Origin of the sequence: Guptibacillus algicola, assembly GCF_020171805.1 — a bacterium.
Classification (GTDB): domain Bacteria; phylum Bacillota; class Bacilli; order Bacillales; family Guptibacillaceae; genus Guptibacillus; species Guptibacillus algicola.
Genome location: NZ_JAIVAF010000005.1, coordinates 1 through 16,286, shown reverse-complemented (window position 1 = coordinate 16,286; position 16,286 = coordinate 1). Strand labels below are relative to the sequence as shown.

14 protein-coding genes and 1 rRNA gene are annotated in these 16,286 nt (G+C 40.8%); 8 read left to right on the top strand and 7 right to left on the bottom strand.

What is annotated here, in order from left to right; translation table 11 throughout:
• Positions 1-3: 3 nt before the first annotated feature.
• The 7 genes from mnmG to rpmH form a co-directional block, all read right to left on the bottom strand.
• On the bottom strand, positions 4-1,887 hold the full coding sequence (gene mnmG / locus LCM09_RS15845; protein WP_224883951.1) for a tRNA uridine-5-carboxymethylaminomethyl(34) synthesis enzyme MnmG: 1,884 nt from the start codon (positions 1,885-1,887) through the stop codon (positions 4-6).
• A gap of 24 nt (positions 1,888-1,911) precedes the next feature.
• Positions 1,912-3,288: a tRNA uridine-5-carboxymethylaminomethyl(34) synthesis GTPase MnmE gene (gene mnmE / locus LCM09_RS15840; RefSeq protein WP_224883948.1), complete on the bottom strand. Its 1,377-nt coding sequence runs from the start codon at positions 3,286-3,288 to the stop codon at positions 1,912-1,914.
• Positions 3,289-3,565: 277 nt separating this feature from the next.
• Positions 3,566-4,186, bottom strand: a complete 621-nt coding sequence (jag, locus tag LCM09_RS15835) for an RNA-binding cell elongation regulator Jag/EloR (RefSeq protein ID WP_224883947.1) — start codon at positions 4,184-4,186, stop codon at positions 3,566-3,568.
• Positions 4,183-4,950 carry a YidC family membrane integrase SpoIIIJ gene (gene spoIIIJ / locus LCM09_RS15830; protein ID WP_224883945.1) on the bottom strand — a complete coding sequence of 256 codons (768 nt, stop codon included), beginning with the start codon at positions 4,948-4,950 and terminating at the stop codon, positions 4,183-4,185. The genes jag and spoIIIJ overlap by 4 nt, the downstream gene beginning before the upstream one ends.
• A 62-nt stretch (positions 4,951-5,012) precedes the next feature.
• A complete protein-coding gene (yidD, locus tag LCM09_RS15825; protein WP_224883942.1) occupies positions 5,013-5,234 on the bottom strand; it encodes a membrane protein insertion efficiency factor YidD in 222 nt (73 codons plus the stop codon).
• Positions 5,231-5,605, bottom strand: a complete 375-nt coding sequence (rnpA, locus tag LCM09_RS15820; protein WP_224883940.1) for a ribonuclease P protein component — start codon at positions 5,603-5,605, stop codon at positions 5,231-5,233. The genes yidD and rnpA overlap by 4 nt, the downstream gene beginning before the upstream one ends.
• A 77-nt stretch (positions 5,606-5,682) precedes the next feature.
• Positions 5,683-5,817, bottom strand: a complete 135-nt coding sequence (rpmH, locus tag LCM09_RS15815) for a 50S ribosomal protein L34 (protein WP_048311109.1) — start codon at positions 5,815-5,817, stop codon at positions 5,683-5,685.
• A 637-nt stretch (positions 5,818-6,454) separates the two neighbouring features.
• Between rpmH and dnaA the strand changes: the two genes are divergently transcribed.
• The 8 genes from dnaA to LCM09_RS15775 all read left to right on the top strand — a co-directional run.
• Positions 6,455-7,804, top strand: a complete 1,350-nt coding sequence (gene dnaA, locus LCM09_RS15810) for a chromosomal replication initiator protein DnaA (RefSeq protein ID WP_224883938.1) — start codon at positions 6,455-6,457, stop codon at positions 7,802-7,804.
• Between the two features lie 196 nt (positions 7,805-8,000).
• Positions 8,001-9,143: a DNA polymerase III subunit beta gene (gene dnaN, locus LCM09_RS15805; RefSeq protein WP_224883936.1), complete on the top strand. Its 1,143-nt coding sequence runs from the start codon at positions 8,001-8,003 to the stop codon at positions 9,141-9,143.
• 186 nt (positions 9,144-9,329) lie between these two features.
• Entirely contained in the window at positions 9,330-9,542 is a 213-nt protein-coding gene (yaaA, locus tag LCM09_RS15800) for a S4 domain-containing protein YaaA (RefSeq protein WP_224883934.1), read from the top strand.
• A 14-nt stretch (positions 9,543-9,556) separates the two neighbouring features.
• Positions 9,557-10,675 carry a DNA replication/repair protein RecF gene (gene recF, locus LCM09_RS15795; RefSeq protein WP_224883932.1) on the top strand — a complete coding sequence of 373 codons (1,119 nt, stop codon included), beginning with the start codon at positions 9,557-9,559 and terminating at the stop codon, positions 10,673-10,675.
• Between the two features lie 9 nt (positions 10,676-10,684).
• Complete coding sequence (gene remB, locus LCM09_RS15790) at positions 10,685-10,963, top strand: extracellular matrix regulator RemB (protein ID WP_224883930.1); 279 nt, start codon at positions 10,685-10,687, stop codon at positions 10,961-10,963.
• A gap of 58 nt (positions 10,964-11,021) precedes the next feature.
• Positions 11,022-12,950: a DNA topoisomerase (ATP-hydrolyzing) subunit B gene (gyrB, locus tag LCM09_RS15785; protein ID WP_224883928.1), complete on the top strand. Its 1,929-nt coding sequence runs from the start codon at positions 11,022-11,024 to the stop codon at positions 12,948-12,950.
• A 163-nt stretch (positions 12,951-13,113) separates the two neighbouring features.
• Positions 13,114-15,678, top strand: a complete 2,565-nt coding sequence (gene gyrA, locus LCM09_RS15780; RefSeq protein WP_224883926.1) for a DNA gyrase subunit A — start codon at positions 13,114-13,116, stop codon at positions 15,676-15,678.
• 306 nt (positions 15,679-15,984) lie between these two features.
• Positions 15,985-16,286: ribosomal RNA gene (locus tag LCM09_RS15775) — 16S ribosomal RNA — on the top strand; the annotation flags it as partial.

Below are 16,286 nucleotides of genomic sequence, written 5' to 3'. Positions count from 1 at the left end.
CGATTATTTAGCAATCTTCGCTATTTTGCCTTGCTCAATATAGACAAGTAAAATAGAAATATCTGCCGGGTTAACTCCAGATACGCGTGAAGCCTGGCCGATCGATAGAGGACGAACCTCGTGTAGCTTCTGTTTCGCTTCATTTGCTAGTCCATTGATTGCAGCGTAATCAATATCTTCAGGAATCTTCTTCTCATCCATCTTCTTCATACGCTCAACTTGTTGCAAACTCTTAGTAATATAGCCTTTGTATTTAATTTGGATCTCTACTTGTTCTGCTACATCTTCTGGTATTTCTTCGTCAGCAGGAGTAAGCTGTTTGATCGCTTCATAGCTTACTTCAGGACGTTTGATTAAGTTAGCCGCATGTGCAGCTTCTTTTAGGTCAGTACCATAGTTACTTAGCACTTCATTTACTTCTTCAGTCGGTTTAATAACAACAGATTCAAGACGCTTGATTTCTTTTTCAATAAGCTGCTTCTTAGCTGTGAAGCGACTGTATCGATCTTCTTTGATCATACCGATCTCATGACCAATCTCAGTTAATCTTAAGTCAGCATTATCATGTCGAAGTAACAACCTATATTCTGCACGTGATGTTAATAAACGATAAGGTTCATTTGTACCCTTCGTTACAAGGTCATCGATCAATACTCCGATGTAAGCTTGAGAACGATCTAGAATAACTGGTTCACGGTCCTGTGCATTTCGTGCCGCATTGATTCCTGCCATAATTCCCTGACCTGCAGCTTCTTCATAGCCTGACGTACCGTTAAGCTGCCCTGCAGTGAATAGATTCTTCACTGTTTTTGTTTCTAAAGAAGGCCAAAGCTGAGTAGGGACGATGGCATCATACTCGATCGCGTAGCCTGCACGCATCATCTCTACGTTTTCAAGGCCAGGTACCGTCTTAAGAATTTTACGCTGCAAATCTTCAGGAAGACTCGTTGATAGCCCCTGCACATAAACTTCTTTCGTATTGCGACCTTCAGGCTCTAAGAAAATCTGATGACGCGGCTTATCATTGAATCGGACGATCTTATCTTCAATCGATGGACAATAGCGTGGACCTGTGCCCTCAATCATGCCGGAGTACATAGGGGAACGATGAAGGTTATCGTTGATAAGCTTATGCGTTTCCTCACCTGTATACGTTAGCCAGCACGGAAGCTGATCAGTGATAAATTCCGTCGTTTCATATGAAAAGGCTCTCGGCTTTTCGTCACCTGGTTGAATTTCAGTCTTACTATAATCGATTGATTTGTTGTTCACACGAGGTGGTGTTCCTGTCTTAAATCGAACCATATCGAAACCAAGTTCTTGTAGATGATAAGAAAGGTTCACAGAAGGTTGCATATTATTCGGACCACTCTCATAAGAAAGGTCTCCAAGGATAATACGGCCGCGCAGGAACGTACCTGTTGTAAGAATGACTGACTTCGCTTCATATTGAGCACCAGTCTTTGTTTCTACACCAGTACATACACCGTCTTCAACGACTAGCTTTTCAACCATTCCTTGCAGTAGCGTTAAATTATCTTGTTCTTCTAGTGTTTTCTTCATTTCGCTTTGGTAAAAGACTTTATCAGCTTGTGCACGCAGTGCTCGTACAGCTGGTCCTTTACCTGTGTTTAACATTCTCATCTGAATGTGTGTTTTATCAATATTTCGCGCCATTTCGCCGCCTAGTGCATCAATTTCCCTAACAACGATCCCTTTTGCAGGACCCCCTACACTGGGGTTGCAGGGCATGAATGCGACAGAGTCAAGATTAAGTGTAAGCATAAGTGTCTTTGCACCCATTCTTGCTGAAGCAAGACCTGCTTCTACACCGGCATGACCTGCGCCAACGACGATTACATCATAAGAATCGGCTTTGTAACCCATTGCCGTATTCCTCCTTTTATATTCTTATTTCCCAAGACAGAATTGTGAGAATAACTGGTCGATCAAACTCTCAGATACCGTATCGCCGATAATCTCCCCTAGTAATTCCCATGTTCGAGTAATATCAATCTGAACCATATCAACCGGCATCCCTGCTTCAATCGCACTCAATGCATCCGCTAGTGTTTTCCTTGATTGCTCAAGCAATGCAATGTGCCTGGAATTCGATACGTAGGTTAAATCCTGTGATTCAACCGCTCCTTCAAAGAATAGTTCAGAAATAGATTGTTCTAACTCATCTACTCCCTGTTCATTTTTTAAGGAAGTCGTAATAACCGGGTGCTCATTCGCTAACTGTTTGACTTTCTCTATATCAAGCTTTTCCTCTAGGTCTGTTTTGTTCACAATGACAATGACATCCATACCCTCGACTGCTTTGAAAAGCTGTTCATCTTCGTGAGTAAGTTCATCATTATAATTAAGAACGAGTAATATGAGATCTGCTTGCTTCAAACGCTCTCTGGATCGTTCTACTCCAATTCTTTCGACAAGATCTTCGGTTTCACGTATGCCTGCCGTGTCAACGAGTCTTAACGGAACTCCTCTCACGTTCACATACTCTTCAATCACATCTCTTGTTGTACCAGGTACATCTGTGACAATCGCTTTGTTTTCATGAACAAGACTGTTCAATAAAGACGATTTACCAACGTTTGGTCTTCCTACAATAACAGTAGAAAGTCCTTCTCTTAGGATTTTACCTTGTCTCGCTGTGACGAGGATGCGTCTGATCTCCTCTTCTACCTCTTTTAACTGATTTGTTAAAAGCTCCTGAGTCATTTCTTCTGCATCGTACTCTGGGTAGTCGATATTTACTTCAACGTGTGCGACAGTCTCGAGTAATTGCCTTCGAAGTGTTGAAATCAATGAAGATAAACGACCTTCCATTTGATTTAAAGCCACGTTCATCGCTCTGTCAGTCTTTGCTCGAATAAGGTCAATGACACCTTCTGCTTGAGAAAGGTCGATTCGGCCGTTAAGGAATGCTCGTTTTGTAAATTCCCCTGGCTCAGCAAGTCTTGCACCACTTCTCAATACAAGTTCTAGAACGCGGTTGACTGATACGAGCCCCCCATGACAATTAATTTCGACAATATCTTCCCTTGTGAAGGTTCGAGGTCCCCTCATGACAGAAACCATGACTTCTTCAGCTAACTCGTTTGTATCCGGGTCGATAAGATGTCCATAGTGAATGGTATGAGAGTCTACGTTTTCGAGCGGCTTTGAGCCTTTATAAAGCTTATCGGCAATCTCTACCGCTTCAGAACCACTCAACCGTACGATTGCGATTGCCCCTTCACCCATAGGAGTGGATATCGCTGCTATCGTTTCATATTCCATTTTGTTCACCTCTCTTATCTATAAAAATGAAGATCTATTTACTATATTTCTTATATGATTGAAGACTAGTATTAGTTTAACCAATTATCCACAGTGGATAACTCTTTCAAAAAAGACAGAGATTAATCCACAATACCTTTTAGTGTAACCCATTATTAAGAAAAAAGAAATAACAAGGCTCTAGAATTGGGACTAGTTCCTAAACTGTCTTTCGGTTCCTAATGTAGTGAGTGAAAAGCATAAAAAAACCTTCGGACAGTAGCCCGAAGGTTTGAAATTATTTATTACGTGGAACAATAACCACACGTCTGTGCGGATCGTTACCATCAGAGTGAGTCGTGATTCCCTTCTTGTCCTTTAAGTAAAGGTGAATCACTTTCCGTTCTAGCGACGGCATCGGTTCTAACTGCACGTCCCTTTTCGTATGGATCGCTTTATCAGCAAGACGATCAGCTAACTTCTTGAGCGTATCTTCTCGTCTTTCTCGATAGTTCTCTGCGTCGAGAACTACTCTCACAAAGCGATCTGAAAATCGGTTCGCGGCGAGGTTTGTCAAATATTGCAGCGAGTTAAGAGTTTGGCCGCGTTTCCCTATTAGTATAGCAATTTTTTCACCAGACAACGTAAAATAAAGATCTCGATCTTTCTTTACTCCTTCTATTCTGGCTTCAACACCCATATTACTAATTACTTTTTCTAAGAAAGCTTTTGTTTGCTCAAGCACATCAGGTTTTTCAATAACCTTAATACGTGCTGGTTTTCCTCCAAATCCTAAAAACCCTTTTTTGGGCTCTTCAATCACTTCAATTTCAACTTGTTCCTCTACAGTTTCAAGTTGAGATAACGCGTCTTTCAACGCTTCTTCAACTGATTTCCCCGTAACCGTAACGCTTCTCACTTCTTCGCTCCCTCCGTATCCGTACTAGCGGTTTTCGTGGCAGGTCTCGTAATAAAGTAAGTTTGAACAATCATAAAGATATTTCCCACTACCCAGTAAAGCGCTAGAGCTGAAGGGAAATTGATTGCGAATACGATAATCATGATCGGCATAACATAAAGTAGCATTTTCATTTGAGGCTGAACTGCTCCACCGCTACCCATCATGATTTTTTGTTGAATAAAGGTTGTAACACCAGCTAGTAATGCAAGCGTAATATCTGCATCGCCTAAGCTGAACCATAAGAACGTATGCGTTTCAATTGCAGTGGTTCTCATAATCGCATGGTAAAAACCTAGTAGTATTGGCATCTGGACCAAAATCGGAAGACAACCCGCGAGTGGATTTACGCCATTCTTTTGGAAAAGCTGCATCATTTCTTGTTGAAGCTGCTGCTGAGTCTTCTGATCTTTACTACTATACTTCTCTCTCAGTTCTTTCATCTGAGGTTGCAAATCTTGCATCGCTCTAGAACTCTTCGTTTGTTTAATCATTAATGGTAACAATACTAAACGAATAATTATCGTTACAATAATGATAGACAGACCGTAATTCCCATCACCCGTTAGGTCTGCGAAAAACGTTAAGAGCTGTGATAGAGGTAATACGACATATACGCTCCAAAATCCTGTGCTGTCTGCATTAATTGGTTCGTTGATATTACATCCGGCCAATACCGCAACGAGACCAATCAATAGAAATGCGAGGGTAACTTTTTTCCTCACGCTTCATCCTCCTTGCAATCAAACTCGACAATGACAATACCTTATGTAAGGAAAGCAATGCCTTAATTCTTTTTATCTGGAACTGGATCAAATCCTCCAGGATGAAACGGATGGCACTTCGATATTCTCTTAACCGTAAACCATGTACCTCTTAGAAACCCATGCTTCTGATAGGATTCCAAGCTGTAGTGGGAACAAGACGGGTAAAATCGACATGATGGAGGAGTCAAAGGTGATATCAACTTCTGGTATCCGCGAATTAGCAACATAGCCAGTCGTTTCATCTTGTACCCCTTCCTTTCCCATTCCGTTTTGCACCTTTATAAACACGTGCGCGTTTCAACACGTGAATCAAGCTGCTCTTCACTTCTTCTAAATTCATTTCCGATGCAGGCTTTCGAGCAATTACGACAAAATCATACGGTACCTGAATATCATCAGAAAGTTGGTGAAATGATTCACGAATGAGTCGCTTCACTCTATTTCTCGTTACAGCGTTACCGATTCGTTTGCTAACCGAAAGACCTAATCGAAAATGAGGTTGATCATTTCTTTTCATTACATAAACAACAAATTGCCTATTTGCAGTAGAGTTCCCTTTTTTGAATACACTCTGGAACTCCGAATTTTTTTTAATCCGGTAGTTGCTATTCAATCCGCACACTCCCAGTGTTGCTTGGATAAGCACATTATAAACCTTATCTTGAAAAAAGACCACTGATGATCAGTGGTCTATGCAGACAATACTTTTCTACCTTTACGGCGACGACGAGCGAGAACTTTACGTCCGTTAGCTGAGCTCATACGTGCACGAAAACCGTGAACTTTTTTACGTTTACGTGTGTTTGGTTGAAACGTTCTTTTCATTCTATTACACCTCCCTGAGGAAAAACTGTATAAAGACAGTCTAAATCATTATAAAAAGAGAGGCTATATATGTCAAGTTCTATTGAAAACTCTTCGATATTTTAACATTGATCGTCGTCCTCTTAAGAAGTTCTATCAGAATCTTTACTCCCTCCAGAATCATTCTACAGCATCCCCCATAAAAACAGTGTGGATAACTTTTTTCGACACTTTTCACTTATTCACATATGTTATCGACAGCTTCTACACAAAATCTAGCGCTGTGGACATCTCAAATCCACAAGATATGCTCTCTGTGGATAACTAATTGAAAAGCATTGCAATAAAGGGATTCTTTTGTTATGATATTTGTGTTTTAACTCGTTGATAAGACTATGAGCATTAAATTAAATCCACAACTTGTGGATAAACATGTGGACATTTATTCAGGGGTGTTTATGAGCCTGTCCACAAACCTGTGAACACAGTCGATAATTCGACTTTCTTCTATATTATATGACTTACCTAAAAATTGTGGACGGTATATTTATTACTTTATATTCAGACGGTTGTACAAAGGTTGTACGTTGGCAGATAGGGCGATAAGCGCCAGCGGTGACAGCCTGTTTTTATTTTGCAAACAGAAGGAGGGACTTCGTTGGAAAACATCACGGATCTCTGGCAACAAGCGCTAGCGGAAATCGAAAAGAAACTTAGTAAACCAAGCTTTGAAACGTGGCTAAAGTCAACTTCCGCCAACAGGATGGAAGGCGACACCATAATTATTACAGCACCCAACGAGTTCGCAAGAGATTGGCTAGAATCTAGATATTCAAGTCTAATTACGGAGACACTCCTCGAATTGACCGGTAGTGAACTTAGGGCAAAATTCATCATTCCTCAGACAAATTCTGATGATGACCTTGATATTGAACAAACTATGAAGAAAAAACCAAAAGCAAAGCCTGCTCAGGAAAATCCACAAAGCATGCTTAATTCCAAATATACGTTCGACACGTTTGTAATTGGATCTGGAAATCGTTTTGCTCATGCAGCATCACTTGCAGTTGCAGAAGCGCCAGCAAAAGCATACAATCCATTATTTATTTATGGTGGTGTAGGATTAGGTAAGACACACTTGATGCATGCGATTGGGCACTATGTAATCGATCATAATCCTAATGCAAAAGTAGTCTATCTATCTTCTGAAAAGTTCACTAATGAGTTCATTAACTCGATTCGTGACAACAGAACAGTAAATTTCCGCAACAAATATCGAAATGTAGATGTTCTACTAATCGATGATATTCAGTTTCTTGCTGGAAAAGAACAAACACAAGAGGAATTCTTCCATACATTTAACGCTCTTCATGAGGAAAGCAAGCAGATCGTCATCTCTAGTGATAGACCTCCAAAGGAGATTCCAACACTTGAGGACCGACTTCGGTCCCGCTTTGAGTGGGGATTGATCACAGATATTACTCCTCCTGATCTCGAAACTAGAATTGCAATCTTAAGGAAGAAGGCAAAAGCGGAAGGTCTCGACATTCCGAATGAAGTCATGCTTTATATCGCTAATCAAATCGATACGAACATTCGAGAGTTAGAAGGGGCATTGATACGCGTAGTTGCTTATTCATCTCTTATCAATCAAGACATGAACGCTGATCTCGCTGCTGAAGCATTGAAGAACATCATTCCCTCTTCACAGCCAAAAGTGATCACCATCCATGATATTCAAACGGTGATTGGAGATCATTTCTCTGTTAAGCTCGAGGATTTTGCTGCAAAGAAAAGGACAAAATCAGTCGCATTTCCTCGCCAGATAGCGATGTACCTATCTAGGGAGCTCACTGATTTCTCTCTTCCTAAAATTGGAGAAGAATTTGGTGGCAGAGATCATACGACAGTCATTCATGCACATGAGAAGATCTCAAAACTACTAGATACTGATCAAGATCTTCAGAAAAAATTGCAGGATATTGTGGAGCAACTAAAAAACGGTTAACCCTCGTTATGTGGATACTACTGAATAACGTGTGCACAGAATGGGAGAGTTACTAACACTCTATCCACAGGTGGATAACTTTCGTATCAAGGGGTTGTGTATACTTATCCACACATTCACAGCCCCTACTAGTAAGACTACGACATTTTTAAATAATAATTATACTAATCAGGTTCATTTATTTAGGAGGTAAATTATGCGTTTTACGATTGAAAGAGATCATCTTGTATCGAACGTATCAGATGTAATGAAAGCCGTATCTTCAAGAACGACGATTCCTATCCTTACGGGAATCAAAATTGTTGCTAGTGATGAAGGGGTAACATTAACAGGAAGCGACTCAGACATTTCAATCGAATGCTTTATACCATCAGAAGAAAACGATAAACAAATTGTTGAGATTTCACAGATGGGAAGTATTGTACTTCAAGCTCGTTTCTTCTCTGACATCGTTAAGAAACTACCAGGTGATCAGGTCGAAATAGAGGTATACGATAGCTTAACGACTAGAATTCGTTCTGGATCATCAGAATTCAATCTAAATGGACTAGATCCAGAAGAATATCCACGCTTACCTGAAGTAGAAGCTCAAGAAGGATTCCAAATCCAAGCTGATCTACTAAAAAACATTGTTAGACAAACGGTTTTCGCTGTTTCTACTTCTGAAACAAGACCGGTGTTAACAGGTGTAAACTGGGAGCTTGAAAACGATGAGTTGAACTGTACTGCAACAGATAGTCACAGACTAGCTCTACGATCTGTAAAGGTAGAGCCGAACAGCAATGACTTTTCATTTTCGAATGTTGTCATCCCAGGGAAAAGTTTGAGTGAGCTTTCCAAAATCATCGATGACACTGAAGATTTAGTCGATATTACGGTTGCTGAAAACCAAATCCTTTTCAAAGCTAACAACCTTTTGTTCTTCTCAAGACTATTAGACGGCAACTACCCAGATACAAGTCGCTTGATTCCAAATGATAGTAAAACGAACGTAACGGTTTCAGCGAAAGAATTACTTCAAGCGATCGATCGTGCGTCTGTTCTAGCTAGAGAAGGTCGAAACAACGTAGTAAAACTTTCAAGCCTTGAAGAATCATCGCTAGAGATTTCCTCCAATTCACCTGAGATTGGTAAAGTAATTGAGCAAGTTCAAGCTCATTCTTATGATGGTGAGGAACTAAAAATTTCATTCAGTGCAAAATACATGATGGATGCTTTAAGAGCAATGGACTCTAACGAAGTAACCATCAGCTTCACTGGAGCGATGCGACCTTTCTTGATTAAACCGATCGAAGGTTCAGCGATCATGCAGCTGATTCTTCCGGTAAGAACTTATTAATTTTTCGCAACTGAAATAACCAACAAGCTGTCAGGGTTTACATCCTGGCAGCTTGTTTTGTATTCTAAATAAATTTTTCGGCGTTTTTTCATGCGTTTTTGGTGAAAAAGAGGTATAATAAACTATTGGCATCCTTGAATCTGAATATGGAAGAACATATTCAAAAGGACAATTGAGGTGAATGGCATGGAACAAGTTAAATTGATAAAAGAACATATTACACTCGGACAACTTCTTCAAGAAGCCGGGGTTATAGATACTGGCGGTATGGCCAAATGGTTTTTGTCAGAGTATGAAGTGTATGTGAACGGAGAATTAGAAGATCGTCGAGGAAAAAAACTCTATAATCAGGACAAAGTTATGATTCCTGGAGTAGGAGAGTTTGTTGTAACTAGCTGAATGGGGGTATCCCGTTGCATCTAAACACGTTAACAGTTACGAACTACCGTAATTACGGTAAGCAGGAGCTTACATTTGAAAACAATGTGAATGTTTTTCTTGGAGAGAATGCTCAAGGGAAAACAAACATCATGGAAGCAATTTATGTACTCGCGATGGCAAGATCCCATCGAACACCAAGAGATAAAGAATTAATCAATTGGGATGAGGAGTATGCTAAAATAGAAGGTAGAATAGAAAAACGGAACGGTCCCCTATCCCTCCAGCTGGTCATTTCCCATAAAGGTAAAAAAGCTAAATTAAATCAATTGGAACAACAAAAGCTAAGCAACTATATAGGCGCATTAAATGTGGTTATGTTTGCACCTGAAGATTTAAACCTTGTAAAAGGAAATCCAGGTGTTCGTCGGCGTTTCATTGATATTGAGCTTGGACAGGTTCAACCTGTCTACCTTTATCATCTTGGTCGGTATCTAAAATTACTTCAACAACGAAACAGTTTGTTGAAAGATCTTCGCTATCAGAAGAACCCTGATTTTGTAATGTTAGAGATTCTCACCGATCAATTGATTGAATCAGCTGCGAATATCTATGAGAGAAGAGTGAAATTCGTTCGACTCCTTCAAAAATGGGCTGAACCAATCCATCATGGAATTAGTAGAGGGCTTGAAAAGTTAGAAATCAAGTATAATCCTACGGTTGAGGTATCAGAACCTGCGGATTTGTCGAAAATAGTAGATGGATATAAAGAAAAGTTTGATAAGATAAAAGAAAGAGAAGTGGATCGCGGTGTCACGCTCGTAGGTCCGCATAGGGATGATTTGTCGTTTTTTGTCAACGGAAAAGATGTTCAAACCTATGGCTCTCAGGGGCAACAGCGAACAACTGCTTTATCGTTAAAGCTTGCCGAGATTGAATTGATCCATAGTGAAGTTGGTGAATACCCATTACTTCTTCTCGATGATGTACTGTCAGAATTAGATGATTTCAGACAGTCTCATCTTTTAAATACAATTCAAGGTAAGGTCCAGACGTTTGTCACAACAACCAGCGTTGAAGGAATCAATCATGAAACGTTAAAGAAAGCAACGACTTTCGAGGTTCATGAAGGACTGATCGATAAAGTGAAGTGAGGTGAAGATGTGTTTATACACTTAGGAGAAGATGTCGTCGTGCAGTCCAGAGATGTTGTAGGAATATTCGACTGGCACGTAATGGAGGAAGCTGAAATTACGACCGAATTTCTTCATCGGCATTCGAAGGATAAGCTTGTTGAAGATATCGGTGGCGATCTAACGAAATCAATCGTTATTACGACGGATATGGTGTTCTTATCTCCACTATCTTCACTAACGTTGAAACGAAGAGCGTACACCGTATCAGACAGTGTTGAAACAACGATTCGAGGAGAATCATCATAAAGCCAGTAAACAAACTGGATCAGAGTCTATCTTTGATAGAGAAATGTAGGTGATCGATATGACATTAGAACAGCAATCTAATAAACAAACATATGATGAAACCCAGATTCAAGTTCTCGAGGGGCTTGAAGCTGTTCGAAAACGCCCTGGTATGTACATTGGTTCAACCAGTGCACGAGGACTGCATCATCTTGTCTGGGAAATTGTTGATAATAGTATTGATGAAGCACTTGCGGGTTACTGTTCGGAAATAACCGTAAGTATCGAGAAAGACAATAGCATAACCGTTCAGGATAATGGACGAGGCATTCCGGTTGGTATCCATGAAAAGATGGGTAGACCTGCTGTTGAAGTCATCATGACTGTACTGCACGCAGGTGGTAAGTTCGGCGGCGGAGGTTACAAAGTTTCAGGTGGACTACATGGAGTTGGTGCATCTGTTGTTAACGCACTATCCTCTAAGCTTGAAATCACTGTGCAGCGAGACGGAAAGGTATATTACCAAAGCTTCACAAGAGGTGTTCCAGACGAAGACCTTAAAGTAATTGGTGAGAGTGACATTACAGGAACGATGATTCACTTTATTCCTGACACCGAAATCTTCACAGAAACGATTGAATACGATTTTGATATTCTTTCACATCGTTTGAGAGAACTTGCTTTCTTAAATCGCGGCATTCAAATCAATGCTGAGGATAAGCGTCCAGAAGAAGTTCGTCGCTTCGAATACCACTACGAAGGTGGTATCAAATCCTATGTAGAGCATTTGAACCGTACAAGAGAAGCCCTGCATGAAGAGCCTATTTTTGTTGAGGGTGAACGTGAAGGAATTTCTATTGAGATCGCAGTTCAATATAACGATGGTTTCTCGAGTAACATTTACTCGTTTGCTAACAACATCAACACACATGAAGGCGGTACGCATGAATATGGATTCAAAACCGCTTTGACGAGAGTGATCAATGACTATGCACGTAAAAATAGTTTATTTAGAGAAAATGACCCGAACCTAACAGGTGACGATGTGCGTGAGGGATTGACTGCAATCATCTCGATTAAACATCCAGATCCTCAGTTTGAGGGTCAAACGAAAACGAAGCTCGGAAACGCTGAAGCAAGAACGATTACGGAATCTGTTTTTGCAGAGAAGTTTTCTACGTTCCTTTTTGAAAATCCTCTTGTAGGTAAGCAGATTGTTGAAAAAGGATTGATGGCTTCTAGAGCTCGTGCAGCTGCAAAGAAAGCCCGTGAACTAACGAGAAGAAAAGGAGCACTCGAAGTTAGCTCATTACCTGGTAAGCTAGCTGACTGCTCATCGAAAGATGCTTCTATTTCTGAGCTTTATGTCGTTGAGGGTGACTCCGCGGGAGGATCTGCAAAGCAGGGACGTGATCGTCACTTCCAAGCAATCCTACCGCTTAGAGGTAAAATCATTAACGTTGAGAAGGCGAGACTCGATAAGATTCTTTCCAACAATGAGGTTCGCGCTATTATCACGGCACTGGGAACTGGAATTGGAGAGGACTTTGATATTTCAAAAGCTCGTTATCATAAAGTGATCATCATGACAGATGCCGATGTTGATGGCGCGCATATTCGTACACTACTATTAACGTTCTTGTATCGTTATATGCGTCCATTGATTGAAAATGGCTATATATACATTGCGCAACCACCACTTTACAAAATCACTCAGGGTAAAAAGATAACCTATGCTTACAATGATCGTGAGCGAGACATGATTTTTGCAGATATCCCGAAAAATCCTAAGCCCGGCATACAACGCTACAAGGGTCTTGGTGAGATGAACCCTACTCAGCTATGGGAAACGACGATGGATCCTGAATCTCGTACTGTACTGCAAGTAACTATGCAAGACGCAATCGAAGCGGATGAAGTTTTCAATATGCTGATGGGTGATAAAGTTGAACCGCGAAGAAACTTTATTCAAGACAATGCACATTACGTTAAGAACCTTGATGTATAAGCAAAATCTAAAGGGGATACACTCCCCTTTTTCTTCTTGTAAATAGTATTTACTACTATTACCAATGGATTTGAGGCTTTAAAAGATTGTGCAAAAGTCCAGTTTTAACTGAAGAGCAATCTTATGTAAAAGATGAACAAGAGTACAATTGGAGGTTTTCCGTATGTCTGATATGGAAAGATCGAGAGTAAAAGAAATAAATATTAGTCAGGAAATGCGCACCTCCTTCATGGATTATGCGATGAGCGTTATCGTTAGCCGCGCTCTACCTGATGTGCGTGATGGCCTTAAACCAGTTCACCGTCGTATCCTGTATGCGATGAATGACCTTGGGATGACGTCAGATAAAGCTTATAAGAAATCGGCACGTATCGTTGGTGAAGTAATTGGTAAGTATCACCCACACGGTGATTCTGCCGTATACGATACGATGGTGCGAATGGCGCAGGACTTCAGCTATCGCAACATGTTGATCGATGGACACGGTAACTTCGGTTCCATCGATGGTGATGCAGCTGCTGCAATGCGTTATACGGAAGCGAGAATGTCGAAGATTTCAATGGAAATGGTAAGGGATATCAATAAAGATACGATTGATTATCAAGATAACTATGATGGCTCAGAACGCGAGCCAATTGTACTTCCTGCTAGATTTCCTAACCTTCTCGTTAACGGTGCTTCTGGTATTGCAGTTGGTATGGCAACGAATATTCCACCTCATAACCTTGGTGAAGTAATCGATGGACTACTTGAACTAAGTAAAAATCCTGAGATGACGATTCCTGAACTTATGGAGTATATACCGGGACCTGATTTCCCTACTGCAGCTGAAATTCTTGGTCGTGAAGGAATTCGTAAAGCTTATACCACTGGAAGAGGATCTATCATACAGCGAGCAAAAGCCGAGATCGAAGAGTACGCTAATGGCAAGAAGAGCATTATCGTAAATGAACTTCCATACCAGGTGAACAAAGCTCGATTAGTAGAAAAGATTGCTGAACTAGTACGAGATAAGAAAATAGAAGGTATTACGGATCTTCGAGATGAATCCGACCGTAACGGTATGCGTGTCGTGATTGAAGTTCGTAAAGATACGAATGCGAACGTTCTATTAAACAATTTATACAAGCAAACGGCACTGCAAACGAGCTTCGGAATCAATACACTTGCTCTAGTAGACGGACAGCCGAAGGTGTTGACGCTAAAGGAATGTCTTGAACATTATCTTGAACACCAAAAGGTCGTTATTAGAAGAAGAACTCAGTTTGAACTTAATAAAGCAGAAGCGAGAGCACATATCCTTGAAGGACTTCGAGTAGCACTTGATCACCTTGATGAGGTTATCGCACTAATTAGAGCTTCTGAGACAACAGATATCGCAAGAGAAGGCTTAATGACAAAGTTCTCACTCAGTCATGACCAAGCACAAGCTATCCTCGATATGCGACTTCAGCGACTTACTGGACTTGAGCGAGATAAGATCGAGAATGAATATAAAGAACTGATGGCAAGGATCGCTGAACTAAAAGCAATTCTAGCTGATGAAGAAAAAGTTCTTGAGATCATCCGTGAAGAACTTTTAGAAGTAAGAGAGAAGTTCGCAGATCCACGTCGTACTGAAATTACAGTCGGATTCGATATGATTGAAGATGAGGACCTCATTCCGAAACAAAATATCGTTATTACGTTGACTCATAATGGCTATATTAAACGTCTTCCTATCGACACGTATCGCAGTCAAAAACGTGGTGGTCGAGGCGTGCAGGGAATGGGGACGAACGATGGTGACTTTGTAGAGCACCTCTTCACAACGTTAACTCATAATACGATTCTCTTCTTTACGAACAAAGGGAAAGTATACAGGTTAAAAGGTTATGAGGTTCCTGACCTTAGTAGAACAGCTAAGGGAATTCCAATTATCAACTTGCTTCAAATTGAAAAGGATGAGTACATCACAGCGATTATTCCAGTAGAAGAATTCGTTGATGACTGGTATGTATTCTTTGTTACAAAGCAAGGTGTTGTAAAACGATCTCCACTATCAGCGTTTGGAAACATTCGAAAAGGCGGTTTGATCGCGATCAACTTCAAGGAAGATGATGAGTTGATGGGGGTTCGTCTTACTAATGGATCTAAAGAGCTTATAATAGGTACAAAACAAGGTATGGCTATTCGCTTCCTTGAAACAGACGTACGATCTATGGGCCGAACTGCAACTGGCGTTAAAGGAATCACTCTTCAAGAAGACGATCGTGTCGTGGGTGTTGGAACGCTAGATGAAGACCAAGATGTACTGATCGTTACCGACAAAGGTTATGGCAAACGAACTCCAACAGATGAGTATCGTGTTCAAACTAGAGGCGGTAAAGGGATTAAGACTTGCAACTTAACAGATCGAAACGGATTGCTTACTTCATTAAAGACTGTCACTCTTGATGAAGAATGTATGATCATTACTGAAAGTGGTGTCGTAATCAGAATCGACGTTAAGGACATTTCTCAAACAGGTCGTAATACTCAAGGTGTTAAATTAATCCGCGTAACAGAAGGCGACTCAGTCGCAACTGTTGCTAAGGTAGAGATTAATGAAGAGGGTATCGAAGGTGAAGATCTAGAAGAGGAAGCATTAGAGTCCGATTCTACAGTAGAAACAATTGAAGAAAGTAATGAAGAAGATGAAAATACAACTATTGAAGGAAACAATGAATCCGACGATAGTGAAGAATAACGAAGAGATAAGAAGAGGGGAAACCTTCTTCTTATTTTTTTGTATTTACCCCTTGCGTCCACTAAATGCACGTGGTAAGATGTAATTCCGTCGCTTTGAGAGGCGTTATTGACTCCTTTCAAATTGATTATAAAAAACTTGTTGAAAGTTGTTGACGGGATCATGCTTACCATGATATATTATTTAAGTCGCCGATAAAAAACGGCGAAAACGAAAGAAACAAATCGATCTTTGAAAACTGAACGAAACGCCATGCAAGAAATTGTTTCTACGGAAACAACAAGTTTTAAAGCTAGATTGAACTTTCTATCGGAGAGTTTGATCCTGGCTCAGGACGAACGCTGGCGGCGTGCCTAATACATGCAAGTCGAGCGGAGAAATGGGAGCTTGCTCCCATTTCTCAGCGGCGGACGGGTGAGTAACACGTGGGCAACCTGCCCTACAGACTGGGATAACTCCGGGAAACCGGAGCTAATACCGGGTAATACATAGCATCGCATGATGCAACGTTGAAAGTTGGCCTTTGGCTAACACTGTAGGATGGGCCCGCGGCGCATTAGCTAGTTGGTAAGGTAACGGCTTACCAAGGCCACGATGCGTAGCCGACC